The organism is [Micrococcus luteus] ATCC 49442, assembly GCF_010367585.1.
GTDB classification, from domain to species: Bacteria; Actinomycetota; Actinomycetes; order Actinomycetales; family Micrococcaceae; genus Arthrobacter; species Arthrobacter luteus_A.
Window position 1 is genome coordinate 849,427 of the sequence record NZ_JAAAXP010000001.1, and the last position, 20,204, is coordinate 869,630.

At 66.3% G+C, this 20,204-nt stretch carries 18 protein-coding genes and 1 pseudogene; 7 read left to right on the forward strand and 12 right to left on the reverse strand.

Features of this window, described 5'->3' with window-relative positions:
• Positions 1 to 140: 140 nt before the first annotated feature.
• A pseudogene (locus GUV69_RS03955) lies at positions 141 to 350 on the reverse strand (sterol carrier protein domain-containing protein); the annotation flags it as partial.
• A gap of 75 nt (positions 351 to 425) precedes the next feature.
• Positions 426 to 3,068 carry a DNA polymerase I gene (gene polA / locus GUV69_RS03960; protein WP_244292836.1) on the reverse strand — a complete coding sequence of 881 codons (2,643 nt, stop codon included), beginning with the start codon at positions 3,066 to 3,068 and terminating at the stop codon, positions 426 to 428.
• A gap of 196 nt (positions 3,069 to 3,264) precedes the next feature.
• On the opposite strand from polA, the gene GUV69_RS03965 reads away from it, so the two are divergent.
• Positions 3,265 to 3,738 carry a hotdog fold thioesterase gene (locus tag GUV69_RS03965; protein WP_191081652.1) on the forward strand — a complete coding sequence of 158 codons (474 nt, stop codon included), beginning with the start codon at positions 3,265 to 3,267 and terminating at the stop codon, positions 3,736 to 3,738.
• Here the strand turns inward: GUV69_RS03965 and GUV69_RS03970 are convergent.
• The 6 genes from GUV69_RS03970 to GUV69_RS03995 all read right to left on the reverse strand — a co-directional run bounded on the left by GUV69_RS03970 (position 3,727) and on the right by GUV69_RS03995 (position 9,241).
• Positions 3,727 to 4,287, reverse strand: coding sequence for a dihydrofolate reductase family protein (locus tag GUV69_RS03970; RefSeq protein WP_164199933.1), 561 nt, complete (start codon positions 4,285 to 4,287; stop codon positions 3,727 to 3,729). The genes GUV69_RS03965 and GUV69_RS03970 overlap by 12 nt on opposite strands.
• A 42-nt stretch (positions 4,288 to 4,329) precedes the next feature.
• Positions 4,330 to 4,551: a hypothetical protein gene (locus GUV69_RS03975; RefSeq protein ID WP_164199935.1), complete on the reverse strand. Its 222-nt coding sequence runs from the start codon at positions 4,549 to 4,551 to the stop codon at positions 4,330 to 4,332.
• Complete coding sequence (locus GUV69_RS03980; protein WP_164199937.1) at positions 4,548 to 5,801, reverse strand: inorganic phosphate transporter; 1,254 nt, start codon at positions 5,799 to 5,801, stop codon at positions 4,548 to 4,550. Before GUV69_RS03980 ends, GUV69_RS03975 begins: the two co-directional genes overlap by 4 nt.
• A gap of 154 nt (positions 5,802 to 5,955) precedes the next feature.
• The gene (locus GUV69_RS03985) at positions 5,956 to 6,501 is read right to left on the reverse strand and encodes an HAD domain-containing protein (protein WP_164199939.1); all 546 of its coding nucleotides are present in this window, start codon (positions 6,499 to 6,501) and stop codon (positions 5,956 to 5,958) included.
• Between the two features lie 147 nt (positions 6,502 to 6,648).
• Entirely contained in the window at positions 6,649 to 7,899 is a 1,251-nt protein-coding gene (locus tag GUV69_RS03990) for an FAD-dependent oxidoreductase (RefSeq protein ID WP_164199941.1), read from the reverse strand.
• Entirely contained in the window at positions 7,892 to 9,241 is a 1,350-nt protein-coding gene (locus tag GUV69_RS03995) for an MFS transporter (RefSeq protein WP_164199943.1), read from the reverse strand. The genes GUV69_RS03990 and GUV69_RS03995 overlap by 8 nt, the downstream gene beginning before the upstream one ends.
• Positions 9,242 to 9,289: 48 nt before the next feature.
• Between GUV69_RS03995 and GUV69_RS04000 the strand changes: the two genes are divergently transcribed.
• The 4 genes from GUV69_RS04000 to GUV69_RS04015 all read left to right on the forward strand — a co-directional run bounded on the left by GUV69_RS04000 (position 9,290) and on the right by GUV69_RS04015 (position 12,955).
• Positions 9,290 to 10,135 carry an IclR family transcriptional regulator gene (locus GUV69_RS04000; protein WP_208786575.1) on the forward strand — a complete coding sequence of 282 codons (846 nt, stop codon included), beginning with the start codon at positions 9,290 to 9,292 and terminating at the stop codon, positions 10,133 to 10,135.
• Between the two features lie 116 nt (positions 10,136 to 10,251).
• Positions 10,252 to 11,385, forward strand: a complete 1,134-nt coding sequence (locus GUV69_RS04005) for a cupin domain-containing protein (RefSeq protein WP_164199945.1) — start codon at positions 10,252 to 10,254, stop codon at positions 11,383 to 11,385.
• Complete coding sequence (locus GUV69_RS04010) at positions 11,382 to 12,203, forward strand: fumarylacetoacetate hydrolase family protein (protein ID WP_164199947.1); 822 nt, start codon at positions 11,382 to 11,384, stop codon at positions 12,201 to 12,203. Before GUV69_RS04005 ends, GUV69_RS04010 begins: the two co-directional genes overlap by 4 nt.
• Positions 12,203 to 12,955 carry a maleylpyruvate isomerase family mycothiol-dependent enzyme gene (locus GUV69_RS04015; protein WP_164199949.1) on the forward strand — a complete coding sequence of 251 codons (753 nt, stop codon included), beginning with the start codon at positions 12,203 to 12,205 and terminating at the stop codon, positions 12,953 to 12,955. Before GUV69_RS04010 ends, GUV69_RS04015 begins: the two co-directional genes overlap by 1 nt.
• A gap of 102 nt (positions 12,956 to 13,057) precedes the next feature.
• Here GUV69_RS04015 and GUV69_RS04020 read toward each other — a convergent pair whose 3' ends face one another.
• From GUV69_RS04020 to GUV69_RS04030, 3 genes are all read right to left on the reverse strand, one after another.
• Positions 13,058 to 13,492 carry a VOC family protein gene (locus GUV69_RS04020; protein ID WP_164199951.1) on the reverse strand — a complete coding sequence of 145 codons (435 nt, stop codon included), beginning with the start codon at positions 13,490 to 13,492 and terminating at the stop codon, positions 13,058 to 13,060.
• A gap of 107 nt (positions 13,493 to 13,599) precedes the next feature.
• Complete coding sequence (locus GUV69_RS04025) at positions 13,600 to 14,304, reverse strand: response regulator (protein ID WP_164199953.1); 705 nt, start codon at positions 14,302 to 14,304, stop codon at positions 13,600 to 13,602.
• Positions 14,301 to 16,244 (reverse strand): DUF4118 domain-containing protein, encoded by a 1,944-nt coding sequence (locus tag GUV69_RS04030; protein ID WP_164199955.1) that lies wholly within the window; start codon positions 16,242 to 16,244, stop codon positions 14,301 to 14,303. Before GUV69_RS04030 ends, GUV69_RS04025 begins: the two co-directional genes overlap by 4 nt.
• A 168-nt stretch (positions 16,245 to 16,412) precedes the next feature.
• Between GUV69_RS04030 and GUV69_RS04035 the strand changes: the two genes are divergently transcribed.
• Positions 16,413 to 18,389: an APC family permease gene (locus tag GUV69_RS04035; protein WP_164199957.1), complete on the forward strand. Its 1,977-nt coding sequence runs from the start codon at positions 16,413 to 16,415 to the stop codon at positions 18,387 to 18,389.
• A gap of 39 nt (positions 18,390 to 18,428) precedes the next feature.
• Here GUV69_RS04035 and GUV69_RS04040 read toward each other — a convergent pair whose 3' ends face one another.
• Positions 18,429 to 19,508, reverse strand: coding sequence for a hypothetical protein (locus GUV69_RS04040; protein ID WP_164199959.1), 1,080 nt, complete (start codon positions 19,506 to 19,508; stop codon positions 18,429 to 18,431).
• A 61-nt stretch (positions 19,509 to 19,569) separates the two neighbouring features.
• Between GUV69_RS04040 and GUV69_RS04045 the strand changes: the two genes are divergently transcribed.
• Positions 19,570 to 20,190: an L-threonylcarbamoyladenylate synthase gene (locus tag GUV69_RS04045; RefSeq protein WP_164199961.1), complete on the forward strand. Its 621-nt coding sequence runs from the start codon at positions 19,570 to 19,572 to the stop codon at positions 20,188 to 20,190.
• Positions 20,191 to 20,204 lie beyond the last annotated feature (14 nt).

Sequence of the window (20,204 nt, forward strand, 5' to 3'; positions counted from 1 at the left end):
TGATTCTGTGGATTTTAGAGAACATGCACGTAGTACACGCGCGTTTCAGTCTAGTCGCAGCGGCCAACACGGGTCAAAGCGTGGCGCCCGCGGCGCGTGCCGTTCCAGGTCCGGCTACGCGGCCCGGCCGCGGAACGTCGTCAGAAGTGGGTCAGGCAGTGCGTGGCACGTTCCACCGCGAACATTTGCCGCGCCCTTTGGGCGGCGCCCTGATTGTGCTCGCAGAGCCTTCCCGCCGCCGCCAGCGTCACGGGGCAAACAGCGCCCAGATAGATCGAAGACAGCGCCGAGACATCCAGAGTCAGGTCCGGCTCCTCCGTTTCAACGCGTTCGACGGCGGCCTCACCGCCGAGCCTAACCAATGAATCCGGCGCCTGGCCAGCAACAACACGCCAAACGCTCCCCCGCCGCCGGGGCCCCGCCGGCTAGTGGCCGGCGTCGTACCAGCTGGGACCGACGCCGATCTGGACATCCAGCGGAACGCTGAGGTCCGCCGCGGACCCCATCTGTTCGGTGACGAGCTTCTCCACCGCTTTCCGCTCGCCCTTGGCCACTTCCAGCACCAGTTCGTCGTGGACCTGCAGGAGCATCCGCGATTTCAGCCCCTGGGCCGCCAGTTCAGCGTGCACGCCCAGCATGGCGCGCTTGATGATGTCCGCGGCTGATCCCTGGATGGGCGAGTTGAGCGCGATGCGTTCGGCGTTCTCTCGCAGCTGCCGGTCCGTGCTGGTGAGGTCCGGGAGGTACCGGCGGCGGCCTTCGATGGTGGCCGTATAGCCATCGATCCGGGCCTGGTCCACCACGCCGCGGAGGTAGTCGCGGACGGCTCCGAAGCGGTCGAAGTAGTCCTTCATGAGGGTCCGGGCCTCGTCCACGGAGATTTCCAGCTGCTTGGACAGGCCAAACGAGGTCAGGCCGTAGGCGAGGCCGTAGGACATGGCCTTGACCTTGGAGCGCATGGCGCTGGTGACTTCCTCGGTGGGGACGTGGAAGATGTTCGAGCCTACAAAACGGTGGAGGTCTTCGCCGTCCTTGTAGGCCTGGATGAGGCCGGCGTCCCCGGACAGGTGGGCCATGATGCGCATTTCGATCTGCGAGTAGTCCGCAGACAGCAGGCAGTCATAGCCTTCGCTGACTACGAAGATGCCGCGGACGCGCCGGCCTTCCTCACTGCGGATGGGGATGTTCTGCAGGTTGGGGTTGTTCGAGGAGATCCGGCCCGTGGCCGCCACGTTCTGGGCGTACGTGGTGTGGATCCGGCCGTCTTCGGTGACGGATTTCTTGAGTGATTCCAGCATCTGGCGCAGCTTGGAGGATTCGCGGTGCGCCATGAGCTGGACCAGGAATTCGTGCCCGGTCTTTTCCAGCAGGTTCTTCAGCGACGCGGCATCGGTGGTGTAGCCGGACTTGATCTTCTTGGTCTTCGGCAGCTGGAGTTCCTCGAAGAGAACAGTCTGCAGCTGTTTGGGCGAGCCAAGGTTGACCTCGTGGCCGATGGCGGCGAAGGCCAGCTCCTGGGCGTTGTCGATGACCTTGGACAGATCCGCGAGCTGTTCGTCCATCCGCGCCATGTCGATGGCGATTCCGGCGGTTTCCATGTCGGCCAGCACGCGGCTGACGGGCAGCTCCAACGTGGTGAGCAGGTCGCTTGCCTTGCGTTCGGTCAGTTCGGATTCGAAGTGCCGGCTAAGGGCCTGGACCACTGCCGCCACCTGCACCAGGGCGCCCGCGGCTGCAGCGTCGTCGCCGTCGAACGCGAGCTCCAGCTGGCCGGCCTTGGACGTTTCGGCCGAAATGCTGATGTTGAGGTGGTGCTGTGCCAGTTCGGCCAGCTCATAGGTGCGGCGGTCGGGCTGGATCAGGTATCCGGAAATCGACGTGTCATCCACCACGCCTTCCAGACCCAGGCCACGGCTGGAGAGGGCTTTCAGGGCTGCCTTGTAGCCGTGCATGACCTTCGGAGCTGCCTCGTTCCGCAACCACTCCGAGAGGACGTTCTCAGCGGCTGCGTCCTGCGCGGCGAGGTCGATGTATACGGCAGCGCCATCACGGACGATGGCCAGCGCGGCGGCGTCCTCACCGATGCGCCCGGGCACAAGGTCGACGGCGACCGCTGAGCGTTCCCCGCTGCCGGCAGCAAGGAAAGTACTTAGTTCCGCTGCATTGGCGGGAGTCACGAACCCGGGTGTGTCGATGCTTTCGCGCTCAGCCGGTTCCAGCTCCTCGCTGCCGTAGAGGGCGAAGAGCCGGGCGCGGATGGTCTTGAATTCAAGCTCGTCGAACAGCTGCTCCAGGGCGGCCTCATCCGGCCGCGGTTCGGCCAGGTCATCCAGGGTGACCGGCAGTTCCAGGTCAGTGTGGAGCCGGTTCAGGCGGCGGTTGCGCTTCACGTCCTCGACATTCTCGCGGAGCGCATCGCCCACCTTCCCGCCGATGGCATCGATGTGCTCAAGGACGCCCTCCAGCCCGCCGTAAAGGTTGATCCACTTCGCCGCGGTCTTAGGGCCGACCCCGGGAATGCCTGGAAGGTTGTCAGCGGACTCGCCCACCAGGGCGGCAAGATCCGAGTATTGCGGGGGCGTGACAAAGTACTTCTCCTTGATGGCCTCCGCATCCAGCCGGGGAATGTCGCTGACGCCCTTCCGCGGGTACAGCACAAACACGTTGTCCGTGATGAGCTGGAACGCATCACGGTCGCCGGTGACCAGGAGGACCTCGTAGCCCGCCTTCTCCCCCAGCACGGAGAGCGTTGCCAGGATGTCGTCAGCTTCATAGCCCGGCAGTTTGATGGTCTTGATGCCCCAGGCCTGCATGACCTTGTCGATGAGATCGATCTGGCCGCTCATCTCACGGGGAGTTTCGTTGCGGCCCCCCTTGTAGTCGCTGTACTCGGCCTTGCGGTGGGTGGTCTCATCCGAAACATCGAAGGCCACCGCGATATGGGTGGGCTTCTGTTCCTTGATCAGGTTGATCAGCATCGACGTAAAGCCATGGATGGCGTTGGTGTGCTGGCCGTTGGCCGTTGAGAACTTGTCCGCAGGGAGGGCGAAGAAGGCCCGGAACGCCATCGAATGCCCGTCCAGCACCAGCAGGCGCGGCTGGTCGGTAATGGGGATGACGGGTGCTTCAGTAGCGGAAACCCGGCCCCCGGCCGACGGCGGGACGGTGATGTCCTGCAGGGCGGCATCTGCGTCGGTTGCAGCAGTAACAGAGGGGAAGGGGGCCGGTTTGGTAGTTTCACTCACAGGTGCCAGCCTAGTTCCCATGATGGACAATTTCACGCCCGGACCGTTCACTGAGGAATTACTCACAGCGGGTGTCCCGGAGCACCTCCATGACTGGCTCGGCGCGCTGGGCATTGGCGCCCTGGTGGTGAAGATGGGGATCCACTTCCTGGAGATGAGCCCCGAACGGACGGTGGCCACCATGCCGGTGGAAGGCAATACGCAGGTGGCAGGCATCCTGCACGGCGGCGCCCATGTGGTTCTTGCCGAAACGCTGGGCTCTTTCGCCGCCGGAATGCACGCCGGGCCCGGCAGGCATGCGCTGGGCATCGAAGTCAGTGCCACGCATCACCGCGCCATCGCAGCAGGAACCGTGACGGGGACCTGCACGGCAATCCACCTGGGCAGGACGCTGACCACGCATGAAATCGTGATGACCGACGACGCGGGCCGCCGCCTCTCCACGGCCCGCATCACCAACATGCTGCGGGATAACGCGGCGTCAGCGGACTGAGGTGTCCGCCGCGCCGAAGTTGTAGCGGAGCTCCACGATGCCCCGGCCCATGGTGCGGGACGCCGTCAACTCAAGCGGCGGCGTCGGGCCTTCGAGCGGCAGCAGCCGTTTGCCGTCACCCAGGACCACCGGGATCACCGAAAGAATGAGTTCGTCCAGGTGGCCGGCCGCGGCAAACTGCGCGGCCAGGTTGCCGCCTCCCACCACCCATACGTTCCTGGTGCCGGCGTCGGCCTCGAAGTCAGGGATGAATTCGTGCACCGGTCCGCGGACAAATGTCACGTCCGAACCGGGCGGCGCCGCATACTCGTGGTGCGTGAAGATGTAGCAGGGCGTGGTGGGGTACGGCCAGTTGCCTGGTTCGTGCTCCATCAGCCAGGCGAACGTTTCGCCGCCCATCACAATGCAGCCCACGCCGTCCATAAAGGACTCGTAGCTTTCCTTGCCGCCCTCGAAACCGTCAAACTCAAGAAGCCAGGCGAGATCATCCTTGGCTGTGGCGATGAAGCCGTCGAGGGAGGCCGCGACAAAATACTGGATCCTGGACATGGACCCAGCGTAGCCGTGCCGATGGTGACTTGCTAAGGGTACTTAGGCGCTGAAGTACGGGATGATCAGGTACAGGCCGAACAGCACTGCAACGCCGCAGAGGCCAAAGCAGATGTAGGCAAAGGTACGCTTCGCGCGCGGTGAGGTCTGCCGGGCGTCACCGGCGATGGCAGTGAGCCGGACGCCGAGCGAGTACAGGACAACCACTGTCACGGCCGCCACCAGCGTGGCGCCTCCTACGGTCAGGAGTTCCAACCACTTCATCGCTGCGTATCCTTCTGTTCATCGGCCATTGCAGGGGCTGCGGCCTCGGCCTCGGCCTTTGCCCTGGCGCGTGCGCGGGCGAGGGCTTTTTTCTTGGCGAAGCGGACTGTCTGTCCGGCTTCCTCGACCTCGACGGCGTTGTGGTGGCCCACGTGGGACTTGCGGGAATAGAAGAACATAAACAGGACCGCAGCCGTGCCGGCAACGGCGGCAATCGCCACGCCCACTACGCCCGTCTTCACAAGGAGCGCCGTCAGGGCGCCCACAATCCCGGCGGCGGGAAGGGTGAACAGCCAGCCCAAAGCGATTTTCCCCACCATGTTCCAGCGCACCGTGGTGCCCCTGCGGCCCATGCCTGACCCGATGACGGAGCCGGAGGCCACCTGTGTGGTGGAGAGGGCGAAGCCCAGGTGCGAGGAGGCGAGGATGGCCGACGCCGTGCTCGTCTCAGCGGCGAAGCCCTGAGCAGGCTTGACCTCGGTAAGGCCCGATCCCATGGTCCTGATGATGCGCCAGCCGCCGGCGTACGTGCCCACGGCGATGGCCACGGCACACGCTGCAATGACCCAGAACTGCGGGCCGGAGCCGGGGGTCTGGGTGCCCGCGGAGATCAGTACCAGGGTGATGATGCCCATGGTCTTCTGGGCGTCATTCGTGCCGTGCGCCAATGCCACCAGGCTGGAGGTGAAGATCTGGCCGGTGCGGAAACCGCCGCGCTTCTGGGTGAGTTTACTGCCGGTCTCGGGGTCGTGCCGGGCTGTCAGCGCATAGGCGAGCCTGGTGCAGATGTAGGCCACGATCCCGGCGATGAGCGGGGCAAAGATGGCCGGCAGGATGACCTTCTGAAGCAGGGTCTCCAGGTTCACGGAGTGGAAGCCGATGCCGGCAATGGCCGCACCGATCAACCCGCCGAACAATGCATGGGACGAACTTGACGGCAGGCCTTTCAGCCACGTGATCATGTTCCACAGGATGGCGCCCATCAGGCCGGCGAAGATGATGTCCGGAGTGATCAGGACGCCGTCGGACCCTTCCTTGATAATGCCGCCGGAAACCGTTTTGGCCACTTCCGTTGACAGGAAGGCACCTACCAGGTTCAGGATTGCGGCGAGCGTCACAGCCGTCTTCGGTTTAATGGCACCGGTTGCGATGGGCGTGGCCATCGCGTTGGCGGTGTCATGGAAGCCGTTTGTGAAGTCGAAAAAAAGTGCCAGTGCGATGACCAGCGCCACCATAAAGGTGATATCCACCTGTTGCCCAATCTGCAGAGTCGACGTTCAGCAGTTCCGTTACCCCCGCCTGCCCTGCACAGCATAATTCACCCGAAGTTCATGGGAAATGACCTGCGCCGTTAACTCAGACCGGCTTGAAACCTTATCGATCGTACGCGGCCCGGGCATGAGGTCAAAACGTTGGGTTCGCGGCAAAAGCGCTGACGGCGTCCAGCTCGGCCGCCGAGATTCCGCGACGCGGATCGGGCGAGATCACCAGGATACGTGCCCCCAAGAAGGCTGCCCATGCCTGTGCCTCCGGTTCATAGCGCAGTTGGTCATCTATCCAGATGATCCCGTCCGGAGTGCTGGTGGCCACGTCCTCCTGGAGGGCAGTGAGCTTCCACCAGGCCTCTCCCGTGCCGTTTCCCTCAGCCATCAGGCAAGGCCAGCCGCGGCCGTCCAGGCCGATGGCGGGGCAAAGGTAGCGGGGGGCCATGTCTTCCCAGCTGGTCAGCCACACGCAGCGTAGCCCGGGCAGCCGGGTAAGGCTGTTCAGCCCGTCAACGAGTTCCGTCGCGTAGGCCACTTCGAGCATGCCGGCATTCGCGAGGCTCCAGCCGGAACCCCACGGCGTCCGGCCGGTCGCCCCGAAAGGGCAGACGACGCCGTCGACGTCCAGGTAGAGGGTGATGTTCCGCGCCGGCCTGACCGGAGCCGGCGCGCTGTCGCCTGTCATACCCGCGGACCGGGACGGATTCTTAAACCACGAAGGGGCTGCACGCATCAATGGTTTCATTGCGTGCAGCCCCTTCTCAAGGGACATCCTGTGGCTGGCCGGGCTGCCCGGCCGGGGCGGCCGGGCCTTCCGTCAGCTCAGGACGACTCAGACGGAGAGCGACTCTGCCCGGACAGCTTCCCGGCGTTCCGGAGTGCCCGGCTGATCCTGGCCGTAGATCCAGTCGTTGTACTGGAAGTCGCCGTCCTTGCGGCTCTTGAACAGCAGGTTCCGCAGCGTGCGGGCAAGTCCCGAGACGTGCCAGGATTCGCCCCAGACCCGGGCCGTGCGCTGGACGCGGGCGGTGCGGCCTGCGCGGATGGAGTTGAACTCCCTGATGGCGCCATCCCAGGCGTCGGGCTTGATGCCCTCGGCTGTGAAGACGGTGCCGTTGCTGACATCCTGCAGCACGGCGGCATCTTCAAGAGCCTGGCAGGCGCCCTGGGCCAGGTACTGCAGCATGGGGTGTGCGGCGTCACCCATGAGCACCATGCGGCCGGCAACCCAGTTTTCGATCGGGTCGCGGTCATACATGGGCCAGCGGATGCCCGTGGCCAGGTTCTTTAGTGCTTCCTGGACAGCCGGGACGCAGTCCTTGTAGGCGGCCTCGAGCTCGTCGACGCCGCCGTACTGCTCTTCGCCGCGTTCGAAGGAGGGCGACTTGAATACGGCAACGGTGTTCAGCAGCTCACCCTTACGCAGCGGGTACTGCACGAGGTGGCAGTCCGGTCCGAGGTAGACAATGACGTCTTCGAGGTCGGCCTTGGGCGTGTTCTCCGTGATGGGCACGGTTCCGCGGTAGGCGACGTAGGCCGAGGAAACCGGCTCATCACTGGCCACGAGGGGCCGCAGGGTGGACTTGAGTCCGTCGGCGCCGATGACGACGTCGGCCTCATAGTCAACGCCGGCGGCGGTGTGGGCCACGCCCCGGCCGTTGACGGTCTCGACGCTTTCGACCATGACATCGTTGACGAGCCTGACGCCTGCCGCTTCACAGCCTTCGAGCAGGACGCGGTGGAGGTCGCTGCGGTGGATCACAACGTAGGGTGCGCCGTAGCGCTCCGCGAATTCCCCGCCGAGCGTCTGGCGGGTGAGCTCCTCGCCGGTGACGGCGTCGCGGAAGACCAGGTGCTTGGGCTGGACACCGATTTCCAGGGCTTTTTCCAGCAGGCCCCAGCGTGCCAGGACGCGGGAGGCGTTGGGCGCCATCTGTAGGCCCGCACCTACTTCGCCGAATTCCGGAGCGCGTTCCACCAGCGTGACGTTCGCGCCGTTCTCGCGCAGTGCGAGGGCGCCGGCCAGCCCGGCCATCCCCCCTCCGATGACGAGGACATCGGTGGATGTGGCGTGCTCAGACATTGTTTGCTCCTTCAGAGATAGCGGGTTTGGACTTGAGTTTGAGGCCGACGGCTGCCAGCAGGACCGCAGCGATGGCGGCTGCACCGGCGAAGGCGAGGAAGTTGGAGTTGACGCCGAGCCCGGCGGCCAGCAGCAGGCCGCCAATCTGCGGTGCGGCGACGGCACCGATACGGCCCGTCCCGAGTGCCCAGCCGAGCGCCGTTCCCCGGAGGTGTCCCGGATAGTGGCTCGCGACGGCGGCAATGATGAGGCACTGCGTGCCGTGGGTACCCACCCCGGCGAGGACCAGCATGAAGTAGACGACGCCGACCGGCGGCCCGGTGACCAGCACGACCAGTGCACCGGCGGCGACTGCGGCGGCGGCGATGGCTGTGGGCACCGGCCCGAAGCGGGTCCCGGCCCAGGCCGTGATGACCGATCCGGCCACCGCACCCAGGTTCAGGGCCAGGGCGAAGGTCAGGGCAGAGCCCAGGTTGTAACCGGCGAGCTGCATGAGGTTCGGCAGCCAGGTGCCCAGGCCGTACCAGGCGAACAGCGTGGCAATGGTGGCCACGGCGAACAGCAGGCTCACACCCAGGTAGGGGGCCCGGAGCAGCGAGGAGAAGCCGGCCGGCTCGTCGCCAACGTTGCCCTTCCCGGCCGCCTTGCGGGCCGCTTTCCCTGTTGCCCTGCCTGCGGCGTTCACCGGGGCGAGCGTCTCAGGCAGGTACTTGAGCCCGAGGGGCACCACGATGAGCAGTGCCAGCACGGCAACAAGGAACATGGATTCCCAGCCGAAGGCCGGGATGAGCTGGATTCCCACAAGGGCGGCGATGGATCCGCCGATCGGCACACCGGACATCATCAGGGTAGCGATGATCGACCGCCACTTGGCCGGGACCAGTTCGGCCACCAGGGCGTTCGCGGAGGGCACTAGACCGCCAAGCCCGATGCCCGCAAGGAGCCGCAGGGCCCCGAACATGGCCGCATTGGGGGCGAAGGCACAGAGCACGGTGAAGACCGAGAAGACAATTGCGCAGCCCAGGATGGTGCGGCGGCGACCCCAGGAGTCGGCCATCCGGCCGGCGAAGATCGCACCGATCATCATACCAACGAAAGCCATCGACCCGATGGTTCCGGCGGTTGCCTTGGTGAGGCCCCAGCCGGTTTCGGAGATCAGCGAGGACTGGACGGTGCCGTACACGATGAGGTCGTAGCCATCAAAGACAACCAGGAGCCAGCAGACGAGGACGGCAGCAGCCGAACCTTTGGAGAACTTCGTGACGGGACCGTCCAGGGTGCTCGGACCGGCAGTCCCCGGCGAGAACCGTTGCGGCACTGCAGCGGGAGGTGTGTGATTCATCCCACTACTGTCATGGCAGCCGAAGATGAACCACAATACAATTCTGATGTGCAGAACAATCCCAGGCCACGGACCGCCGCCGGCGCCCCTTCGAAGTCAGCCCGGAAGCCGGTACAGAAACGGCCCACCTACTCCATCGAAGCGGTAGACAATGCGTTGGTGCTCCTCCAGCTCCTCCGCGATGGCGGCACCCTCCGGCTCAAGGACGCAGCCCAGGAACTGGGCGTGGCGCCGTCCACCGCCCACCGCCTGCTGGCCATGCTGGTGTACAGGGGTTTTGCCATCCAGGATGAGACCCGCCGTTACGTTCCCGGCCCTGCCATGGGCGTTGGTCCCGCCGGGCTGACCTGGACCAGGTTGCTCCGCTCCCTCGCCCAGCCGCACATGGAACTGCTTTCCGCCCGCCTCAACGAGACCGTGAACCTGATGGTGCGGGTGGGGACGAAAGTACGCTTTTTGGCCACCGTGGAGGGCAATAACGTGCTGCGGATCGGCGACCGGCAGGGGACGGTGATGCCCGCCGACAAGACATCCGGCGGAAAGGTCATGCTCGCCGAACTCGAACCCTCCATGATCGAACAGCTCTTCCGCAGCCATAACGCCGAAATCGGAGGGGACACGATCCCTGCGGCTGACTATCCGGCATTTCTGCGCGAGCTGGAATCGATCCGCACCAACGGGTTCGCGGCAAATTTCGAAGGCACCGAGGAGGGCGTGAGTGCGCTGGGGATGGCGCTGCACAACCGGCACGGGCACGTTGTTGGCGCGCTGAGTGTTGCCACCCCCGCAACACGTTTCCGCAAGGTGTTTGATGCCGGGCTGGTCCCCGCGCTGCGCGAAACCTGCCGGCAGCTGGAGATCGACATCGCGGCCAACCCGGCTGACGCGGACTAGGCACAACCAGCCTCCAGTGACTTATTCTGGCTGGCAGAATATGTTGGGGGTCACAACGCGGCATCCGTAGAGTCTGACTACGCCGAAATACCGTTTTGAACTTGAAGGAGGCCGACGTGTCCATCAGCGCCGAGAACACGACCCACGAATCAGTGGCCGCCAGCCACGCACTCCCGGAGCCAACGCCTGAAGAGGCGGCGCAGCTGGAGCAGCTGTATGCGGACTTCGAGACCGAAAACCTGATTCCGTTGTGGACGGAGATCGGCGACCTGATGCCGATGGTTCCCACGCCGAAGGCTGTTCCGCATGTGTGGCGCTGGAGCGACCTGTACCCCCTCGCCGCCCGAGCCGGTGACCTGGTTCCAGTGGGACGTGGCGGGGAACGCCGCGCCATCGCGTTGGCCAACCCGGGCCTTGCCGGGACCCCCTACGCCACCCCGACGCTGTGGGCCGCGATCCAGTACCTGGGCGGCCGCGAGACAGCTCCGGAGCACCGCCACTCCCAGAACGCGTTCCGCTTTGTGGTCGAAGGCGAAGGCGTCTGGACCGTGGTGAACGGGGACCCGGTGCGGATGTCCCGCGGGGATTTCCTGCTGACCCCGGGCTGGAACTTCCACGGCCACCACAATGACACCGACGAGCCGATGGCCTGGATCGATGGCTTGGACATCCCGTTTGTGCACTACGCCGACGCCGGCTTCTTCGAGTTCGGCACCGAACGCGTCACCGACGAAGCCACCCCGGACATCTCCCGCTCCGAGCGGCTCTGGGCCCACCCCGGCCTGCGACCCCTCTCCGGCCTGGATGACACCACCAACTCCCCCATCGCCGCCTACCGGTGGAAGTACACAGACGCTGCCCTGCGCGAACAGCTCCTGCTCGAGGACGAGGGCCACCCGGCCACCGTCTCCCAGGGCCACGCCGCGGTGCGCTACACGAACCCGACCACGGGCGGGGACGTGATGCCCACCATCCGGGCTGAGTTCCACCGCCTCCGCGCCGGCGCGTCCACCGAACCGCTGCGTGAGGTTGGCTCCAGCGTCTGGCAGGTCTTCGAAGGCACCGGTACCGTGGTCCTGAACGGCGAGGCCAGGACCCTGGCCAAGGGCGACCTGTTCGTGGTCCCGTCCTGGCAGGAATGGTCCCTGCAGGCCGGCACCGAATTCGATTTGTTCCGCTTCAGCGACGCCCCCATCTTTGAACGGCTGAACTTTAACCGCACCTACACCGAAGGACGCAAGAACGCATGAAACTCCTGACACTCCGCACTGAAAACGGCAGCAAGGCTGTCCGCCAGGACGGCGACACCCTGACCGAGATCGACGGGTTCACCGACGTCGGAGCGCTCCTGAAGGACGCCGCGTGGGAGTCCATCGCGGCCGCAGCCAACGGCGCGACCCACCCGCTCGAGGGCGCCGACCTGGACGCCGTCGTCCCCGCGCCGGGCAAGATCATCTGCGTGGGCCACAACTACCGCAACCACATCAAGGAAATGGGCCGGGAAGTCCCCGAGTACCCCACCCTGTTCGCCAAGTACGCTGAGTCCCTCATCGGCCCCAACGATGACCTGGCCCTCCCCCAGGAATCCGACACCGTGGACTGGGAGTCCGAACTCGCCGTCGTCATCGGCAAGAAGGGCCGCCGGATTTCCGAAGCCGACGCCAAGGACCACATCGCCGGCTACGCCGTGCTCAATGACGTGTCGATGCGCGACTACCAGTTCCGCACCATTCAGTGGCTGCAGGGCAAGACCTGGGAAAAGTCCACCCCGTTCGGACCGGCCCTGGTCACGAAGGACGAGTTCAGCGGCGGCCTCATGACCACCGCCGTGGACGGTGAAGTCCAGCAGTCCACCCCCACCAACGATGTGGTCTTCACGCCGGAATTCCTGGTCTCCTACATCTCCACCATCATCACCCTGAACCCGGGTGACGTCATTGCCACCGGCACTCCCGGCGGTGTGGGCCACGCCCAGGACCCCAAGCGCTACCTGCAGGAAGGCCAGCTCCTGGTCACCACCATCGAGGGCCTGGGCCAGCTGAACAACCGCGTGGTCAAGGAAGCCTGATGGTAGCCCGCCAGGACCGGACGACGGACCCGGAGCTGCTCGAAGCGCTGCTCCAGGCCCGCCGCGGGACCGCGTTCTTCGCCCGCAAGCTCAACGAGCTCACCGATGACGAACTCGACGGCCCCTCGCTGCTGGCCGGCTGGAACCGCCGGCATGTAACGGCGCACATCGGTTACAACGCCCGCGCCATCGCGCGGCTCATCGAATGGGCAGGTACAGGGGTGGAAACACCCATGTATGCGTCCACCGATGTGCGGGACAAAGAGATCAGCTTCGGAGCAACCCTGTCCCCGATCGCGCTGCGGAACCTCTTCGACCACTCCGCCGTGCACCTGAACGTCGAATGGCGGGACCTGCCCGAACAGGCCTGGTACAACAAGGTCCGCACCATCCAGGGCCGCGAAGTCCCCGCTACCGAAACAGTGTGGATGCGCAGCCGCGAGGTCTGGACCCACGCCGTGGATCTGGACAACGGAGCCACGTTCGCCGACATCCCGGAGCCGGTCCTCAACGGTCTCCTGCGGGACATCACCGGCGCCTGGAAAACCCGCGGCACCGACACCGGACTGGCCATTAGGGTCCAGGGCTCGGACCAGACACTCGGGGACTCCGGCGCACAGAACCCGACGGTCATCACCGGGTCCCTGCCCGGCGTCGTCCGGTGGGCCACCGGCCGCGGCACCCACGGCGTCACAGCCACCCACAACGGAGCACCGCTGGCCGAAGCCCCGGCAGCCCCCAAGTGGATCTGAGCAGATAACGCCGGGTCACCGCACCAGCAGCGGGGCCACCCATAGAAACCGAAAAACGGAACAGCGGCGGGTCATCCCGCCGCTGTTCCGTTTTTGCTGCCCCTAGGACGCGGGAGCAGTTTCGCCGGCACCATTAACGTTGACCAGCCAGGATGTCCCGAACCGGTCCGTGCACATACCGAAGACATCGCCCCACGGCGCCGGCTCAAGCGGGACCGTCACAGTGCCGCCGTCGCCGGAGAGCTTGTCCCAATAACCGCGCAATTCGGCTTCGTCATCGCCGCTGAGCGAGATCGAAATGGTGCTCCCGGGCGAATAGTCCATGGAGTTCGGGGTGTCGGCGCCCATCAGGACCAGGCCGCCAGGCGCGGTGACCATGCCGTGCATGATCTTGTCCGCTTCGGCAGGATCCTCGCTGGCATGGAATTCCCCGAAAGTGCTCAGTGTCAGGTCACCGCCGAAGACGGAGTGGTAAAAAGTCATGGCCTCCCGGGCGTTGTCACGGAAGCCAAGGTACGGATTGAGGGTCGTTGGCATGGCCGGATACTCCTAGTTTGCTGACGGACTCGGACAGGAACAGTCACCATCCTGCCGCACTTCAGGCCCGGTTCATAGGGTGGGTATGCCCCGGTTTCCCCGCAGCGTCAGGGCATAAACCGGTACCCCACGCCAGGTTCTGTGAGCAGGTGGCGGGGGTTGCCGGGATGGTCCTCCAGTTTCCGCCGGAGCTGGGCCATGTACACCCGAAGGTAGTTGGCTTCGGTCTGGTAGGCGGGCCCCCAAACGTCCAGAAGCAGCTGCTGCTGAGTCACCAGCCGGGCAGGGTTCCGCACCAGCAGTTCCAGGATGTTCCACTCCGTCGGCGTCAGGCGGACAACTTCCCCTCCCCTGGTGACACGCCGCCGGGCGAGGTCCACGGTGAAGGACGACGCGGCCACGGTGGGGGCGGACTCGGGCTCCGGCACACGGCGGAGGAGGGCCCGCAGCCGGGCCAGGAGTTCGTCCAGTCCGAACGGCTTGGTGATGTAGTCATCCGCGCCGGCGTCAAGGGCGTCCACCTTGTCCGACGAGCCATGGCGTGCGGACAGCACCAGCACCGGGAGGCTGCTCCATCGGCGGAGTTCACGCAGGACGTCCGCCCCGTCGCGGTCCGGCAGTCCGAGGTCCAGGATCATCACGTCCGGCGGACGGCGGGATGCGGCACTCAGGCACGTGCCGCCGTCGGACGCTGTGTCCACGTCGTAGCCGTGGGCCTGGAGCGTGATCCGGAGGGCCTTCAGGAGGTGGGAGTCATCATCCACCACCAGGACCCGTGTCCGGCCGCTGCCCGGAGTGTCAGCCGCACTCACATGACCTCCTGCCGCGGGCCTGCGGCGTGGCGCGCGCCCCGGGAACCGGTGGACAGTGCCAGCCTCACCACCATGGTCAGCCCGCCGCCGGGAGTTTCCTCGGCGGTCAGGGTGCCGCCCATGGCTTTGACGAAACCGTCGGCCACTGCCAGGCCCAGCCCCACGCCGGTGGCCTGGGGCCTGTCGTGCAGCCGCTGGAACGGCTGGAACATCGCCAGCACTTTCCGGGCGGGCACACCGGAGCCGTGGTCGATGATCCGCAGCTCACCGGAAGGGTAGCCGTCCAGGGTGGCCGCGCCCACGCCGTCGGACGCTCCGGTGATGGTGATCCCGGTGCCGGGGGCATACTTGACGGCGTTTTCGACAATGTTGGCGATGACCCGCTCCAGCAGGACGGGATCTGCTTCCACGGCGGGCATGTTGGCCGGCAGATCCAGCCTGACGGAACCGACCGGGAGCCCGCGGAGGGCCGGGTCCACAACATCGCCCCACCGCACGGGCCCAAGCAGGGGACGCACCGAATCGGCGGTGATCCGGGACATGTCCAGCAGGTTCCCCACCAGCTGGTCCAGGCGGTCCGTGCACTCGTCGATGGTTTCCAGCAGCTCCCGCTCCTCCTCAGCGGTATAGGTCACTGTCCGCTGGAGCAGGCCGCCGGCCGCGAGCTTGATCCCGGCCAGGGGCGTCCTCAGGTCGTGGGAGACGGCCCGCAGGATGGCCGTGCGCATGGTGTTCCCTTCGGCCAGCCGCAGGATCTCCCGGCGGCTCACGGCCAGCTGGCGGCGCTCCAGCTGGGCCTTGACGTGGACCGCGAACGCACCGAGCAGCCTGCTTTCCGTGGCCGGAGCCTCCCGCCCGAACAGCACGAGGCGGGTGTCATGGTCCACCACCTCTGCCGTGCCGGCCGCGCCGGGCGACCACGCGGTGGTTTGCCCGGCGCCCGCCATCATCCGCCAGAACCGGCCGTCACCGTCCGCAGCGGGGGCAGCTGAAGGGCCCGACGCCGGGGCGTCACCGTCCGCCTGGCCGTCCCGGGTGCTGAAAACACCGGCACCCGTGGCACCAAAGACGTCCAGCGCCGCCGCGAGGATGCCTTCCAGCGTGTCCTCGGAACGGGAGGCACCCAGGGCAAGCTCCCCCAGGGTGGTGGCCTCGGCCTGGGCTCGGGCGGCTTCCTTGGACCGGCGGGCCGATCTGTCCACCACTCCGGCAACCGCCACGGATACGCCAACAAAAATGAGCAGCGACAGGAGGTCCTGCGGGTCGTGGATGGCTAAGTCACCCAGCGGCGGCGTGGAGAAATAGTTCACCAGCACGCTGCTCCACAATGCGCCCACCACGGCAGGCCAGAGTCCGCCCAGCAGGGCCACCCCTACGGCGCCCGCAAGCTGGATCAGGACAGCGGTGGCAACGCTGTGGTCGAAGGCGGCAAGAAGCACTTGAAGCAGGACAGGAAGGGCGGCGGCGAGCCCGAAGCCAACGCCCACCCTGGCCCGGCCAAGGTCCGGCCGCCTGCGTTGCGGATGCCGCCCGGATTCGGGCCGCGGAACCACGTGAACGTCAATGTCCCCGGCGCCGCGGACCACGCGCGCCTCCACGGTTCCGCCGGTGAACAGCCCGGAGACGAGTCCGGCCAGGGGCCGGCGGCGGGGCTGCCCCACCACGATGTGCGTGGCACCGGACTTGCGGGCGTAGTCGAGGAGGGCCAGGGCGGGGTCCTGCGCTGACACCGTGTGGTAGGTCCCGCCCAGTTCGAGGATCAGCCGCCGCCGGGCTTCGAGGTCCTGCGGTGACTCGTCCGAAGTGCCTTCAGGGGTGCGGATGTGGACGGCCGCCAGCTCACCGCCGTCGAACCCTTCCAGGATGCGGGCGGCGCGGCGGATGAGCAGCTCTGCATCGTCGCTGCCATTGAGGCCAATGACTATCCGTTCCCGTGCCATGCGGCCATTCTCCCACCAGGATCAGGCACTCCCGGCCGGCGCGAAGTGTTCCCGGTCATACCGGCGTTAAGGATGCGTCAAGATTCGCCGGACTCCGGCTGATTGACACGTGGCCGGTACTAGATTCGGCTGTGCCCGCGGTGCTGTGCGGCGGGCTGAAAGGCTTCCATGACCACCATGAGCAGACCCCCGGCCGATCCCTCGGCCCTCCGCCCGACGCGGAAGGCCGCCCTCACCGGCTGGCTGTTGTTCGGACTGGAGGACGCGAAAGGCACCCATCAGGGTCCCGGCGGCGCCGCTCCCGCCGGAGAGAGGAAGCACCGCTGGTGGCAGGTGATGTGCCTGACGGGCGTGGATTACTTCTCCACGCTTGGTTACCAGCCCGCCATCGCGGCACTCGCCGCAGGCGCCATCTCACCCCTGGCCACGCTGGTCCTGGTGGCGGTGACCCTGCTGGGCGCCCTTCCCGTCTATCGCCGGGTGGCCGGCGAGAGCCCCCGCGGGGAAGGATCCATCGCCATGCTGGAACGGCTGCTCCCCCGGTGGCGGGGCAAAATCCTGGTCCTGGTGCTGCTGGGTTTCGCCGCCACGGACTTCATGATCACCATGACGCTGTCCGCCGCCGATGCCACAGCCCACCTGATCGAGAACCCGTTCGCGCCGGACTCCCTGCACGGCCAGGAGGTAGCCGTGACACTTGTGCTGCTGGCGTTGCTGGCCGCGGTTTTCCTGCGCGGGTTCAAGGAGGCAATCGGCGTGGCCGTGGTGCTGGTCATCGTGTTCCTGGGACTGAACGTGGTGGTCATCGGCGTCTCGCTCGCGGAAGCGGCCTCCCATCCCGTCGCGGTCGGTGACTGGTGGCAGACCCTGAACACCTCCCACGGGAATCCGGTAATGGCGGTGGCCATTGCGCTTCTTGTCTTTCCCAAGCTGGCACTGGGACTTTCCGGTTTTGAAACCGGCGTGGCCGTGATGCCGCAGGTCCGCGGCGGCGAGGTCGATACGGAGGACAATCCGGGGGGCCGGATCCAGGGCACCCGGCGGATGCTGACCACCGCTGCGGTGATCATGAGTTCGTTCCTTGTCACGAGCAGTTTTGCCACGGTGGTCCTGATTCCCGCGGATGAGTTCCTGCCGGGCGGCGAGGCGAACGGCCGTGCCCTGGCGTTCCTCGCCCATGACTATCTGGGAGCCGGCTTCGGCACACTGTATGACCTGAGCACCATCGCCATCCTGTGGTTCGCGGGGGCCTCCGCGATGGCGGGACTGCTGAACCTCGTCCCGCGGTACCTGCCGCGCTACGGCATGGCACCGGAGTGGGCCAAGGCAGTCCGGCCCCTTGTGCTGGTGTTCACGCTCATCGGATTCCTGGTCACCTGGCTGTTTGAGGCCGACGTCGATGCGCAGGGCGGCGCGTACGCCACCGGCGTCCTGGTGCTGATGACCTCGGCGGCAGTGGCCGTGACGCTCTCGGCCCGCCGTCTGCAACAGAAAAAGCGGACCTTCGGCTTCGGCGTGATCGCCGTGCTGTTTGTCTACACCACGGTCACCAACATCATCGAGCGTCCCGAGGGGATCCGGATCGCGGGCTACTTCATCCTGGGCATCATCTGCATCTCCCTGCTCTCGAGGGTGCTCCGGTCCTTCGAGCTGCATGCGACCCACGTGCGGCTTGATACGCAGGCCCTGGAGTTCCTGGCGGACAACCTGACCGGGCCTATTGGCATCATCGCCCATGAACCGCTGCGCCAGTCCGCGGAGGCGTACCGGCAGAAGCTGGCATCCGCCACCGAGGCGAGCCACTTCCCGGCAGACTGCCGGACGATGTTCCTGGAGGTCGTTGTGGATGATTCCTCGGACTTCGAGACCGCGCTGGAAGTCCGGGGCGTGATGCGGCACGGGTTTGCCGTGCTGGAAGTGCACGGCCCGGTGGTGCCCAACACCATCGCCTCGGTCCTCCTGCATATCCGGGACGTCACCGGGCTGATGCCGCATGTGTACTTCCGGTGGACCGAAGGCAACCCGGCGGTCAACCTCTTGAAGTTCCTGGTCCTCGGTGAGGGCGAGATCGCTCCCGTGACGCGCGAGATCCTGCGCGAAGCTGAACCGGACGTCACGAAGCGGCCGTGGGTGCATGTGGGCTGAATACAGCGGCCCCGGGCGCGTGGGGCCGGCATAGGGCTCTTAAGGCACGCGATTCCAGGGCTCGCCCTGGCCGGCCCGATGCCAGGCCTGCCGCGGGCCCTCCCGCTCGCGGACACCATCGGTGAGCCAGATAGTGCAGTCAGGGTCCCAGCCTGCGATGACCGTTGCCGTGCCGGTATCCACCTGCAGGGCACGCCCCGCTCCCCTGAGGTAGCCGAGGACCGTCAGGTGCACGGCGTCCCACTCGGCAGCTGCCTGTTCCCAGTCCGGGACGACCCACCGTCCGTCGCGGCCGGTGGTGTTGAACCAGTCATGCCGCCTGGACGCCGTGACCTCCAACGGGAAGCGGCGGCACAGCTCCGTCCAGTCCTCCGGGGTACGGATCTCCAGCGTCCGGCCCGTGCCGCGGACGGAAATCGCCGTGGCCTCCAGCCAGCCGAGCGAATCCTCCACCAGGCCCAACCCGGCCGGGAGCTGTCCCACGGTGCGAAGGAGGCCCCGCGGGAACGACCACCACCACCCCGACACTGGGGCGTGCGGATCACTCGGCCGGTCCCGTGCGGCCCGGGCCTCTTCAGCGCGTTCGTTGCGGCCCCAGCTGAACAGTGCCTGACGCAGGTTCCCGGGCAGCGGCGCCGGATCATCCGCCGGGCGCCAGTCGATGGCCCACTGCCCCACGGCGCGGCCCTCGTCCCACCACTGCACGCCAGGTGCGCTGAGCACCCGATCAGCAAGGGGCAGGAGGGCTGCCCGGACAGCAGGCAGTGCTGCCAGGACATCTTCGCCGTCGGGCGGCTGCCAGTACCTCGCCGTATCCACAGACCGCTCCAGTGCCAGCTGGATCGTTGTGCCGCTCAGGCTCGTGGAGTCCAGCGCAGTGAGCGCTGCGGCCAGCTGGTCTTCTGACGTCCCGGAGTTGGAGGCTGCGGCTTGATCAGCGACGGAATCCTCCCCGGAAACCATGGTCAGCAGCACCCGCGACGTCCCCCGCCCGCTATCGAGCTCATAGCCCAGCCGGAACACCGCCGTCCTGATCTCCTGGTCCAGCTCCATGGCCAGCTCAAGGCACAGCCGTCGGCCCCGCGGTCCTTCCAGAAGCACTTCCCCCTGCAGCGTCATGGGCCCATCCTCGCACTTCCAGGTGCACCATTCGGTGCCACAACGACGTAGGCTCGGGAGCATGGCCCGATATTTTGATGTTCATCCCCAGGATCCCCAGCCCCGTGCGATCACGCAGGCCGTGAAGATGGTGCTCGACGGCGGGCTGATCGCCTACCCTACCGATTCCTGTTACGCGCTGGGTGCCCAGCTGGGCAACAAGGACGCACTGGACCGGATCCGTTCCATCCGGAAGCTCGATGACAAACACCACTTCACGCTGGTCTGCAAGGACTTCGCCCAGTTGGGCCAGTTCGTGCTCATCGGCAACGATGTGTTCCGCAGCATCAAGGCTGTCACGCCCGGGGCGTATACGTTCATCCTGCCGGCCACCAAGGAAGTTCCGCGCCGGCTGTTGCATCCCAAAAAGAAGACCGTGGGCGTTCGCATCCCGGACAACCGGGTGGTGCAGGCCTTGCTGGCAGAGCTCGGCGAGCCGATCCTCTCCAGCACGCTGCTGCTCCCCGACGAGGAGGATCCCCTGACTCAGGGCTGGGAGATCAAGGAGCGGCTGGACCATGAAGTGGACGCTGTGATTGACGCCGGCGACTGCGGCTCCGAGCCCACCACGGTGGTGGATTTCTCCAGCGGTGTGGCCGAAGTGGTTCGGCGCGGCGCCGGGGACCCGTCCCGCTTCGAATAGGCCCTGGTCCGGCT

Bases quoted from the DNA above. Each gene is read 5' to 3' on its own strand.
- polA (WP_244292836.1), bottom strand. From the start codon at position 3,068: ATGGCGTTCCGGGCCTTCTTCGCCCTCCCTGCGGACAAGTTCTCAACG.
- GUV69_RS03965 (WP_191081652.1), top strand. From the start codon at position 3,265: ATGATGGACAATTTCACGCCCGGACCGTTCACTGAGGAATTACTCACA.
- GUV69_RS03970 (WP_164199933.1), bottom strand. From the start codon at position 4,287: ATGTCCAGGATCCAGTATTTTGTCGCGGCCTCCCTCGACGGCTTCATC.
- GUV69_RS03975 (WP_164199935.1), bottom strand. From the start codon at position 4,551: ATGAAGTGGTTGGAACTCCTGACCGTAGGAGGCGCCACGCTGGTGGCG.
- GUV69_RS03985 (WP_164199939.1), bottom strand. From the start codon at position 6,501: ATGACAGGCGACAGCGCGCCGGCTCCGGTCAGGCCGGCGCGGAACATC.
- GUV69_RS03990 (WP_164199941.1), bottom strand. From the start codon at position 7,899: ATGTCTGAGCACGCCACATCCACCGATGTCCTCGTCATCGGAGGGGGG.
- GUV69_RS03995 (WP_164199943.1), bottom strand. From the start codon at position 9,241: ATGAATCACACACCTCCCGCTGCAGTGCCGCAACGGTTCTCGCCGGGG.
- GUV69_RS04010 (WP_164199947.1), top strand. From the start codon at position 11,382: ATGAAACTCCTGACACTCCGCACTGAAAACGGCAGCAAGGCTGTCCGC.
- GUV69_RS04015 (WP_164199949.1), top strand. From the start codon at position 12,203: ATGGTAGCCCGCCAGGACCGGACGACGGACCCGGAGCTGCTCGAAGCG.
- GUV69_RS04020 (WP_164199951.1), bottom strand. From the start codon at position 13,492: ATGCCAACGACCCTCAATCCGTACCTTGGCTTCCGTGACAACGCCCGG.
- GUV69_RS04030 (WP_164199955.1), bottom strand. From the start codon at position 16,244: ATGGCACGGGAACGGATAGTCATTGGCCTCAATGGCAGCGACGATGCA.
- GUV69_RS04035 (WP_164199957.1), top strand. From the start codon at position 16,413: ATGACCACCATGAGCAGACCCCCGGCCGATCCCTCGGCCCTCCGCCCG.
- GUV69_RS04040 (WP_164199959.1), bottom strand. From the start codon at position 19,508: ATGACGCTGCAGGGGGAAGTGCTTCTGGAAGGACCGCGGGGCCGACGG.
- GUV69_RS04045 (WP_164199961.1), top strand. From the start codon at position 19,570: ATGGCCCGATATTTTGATGTTCATCCCCAGGATCCCCAGCCCCGTGCG.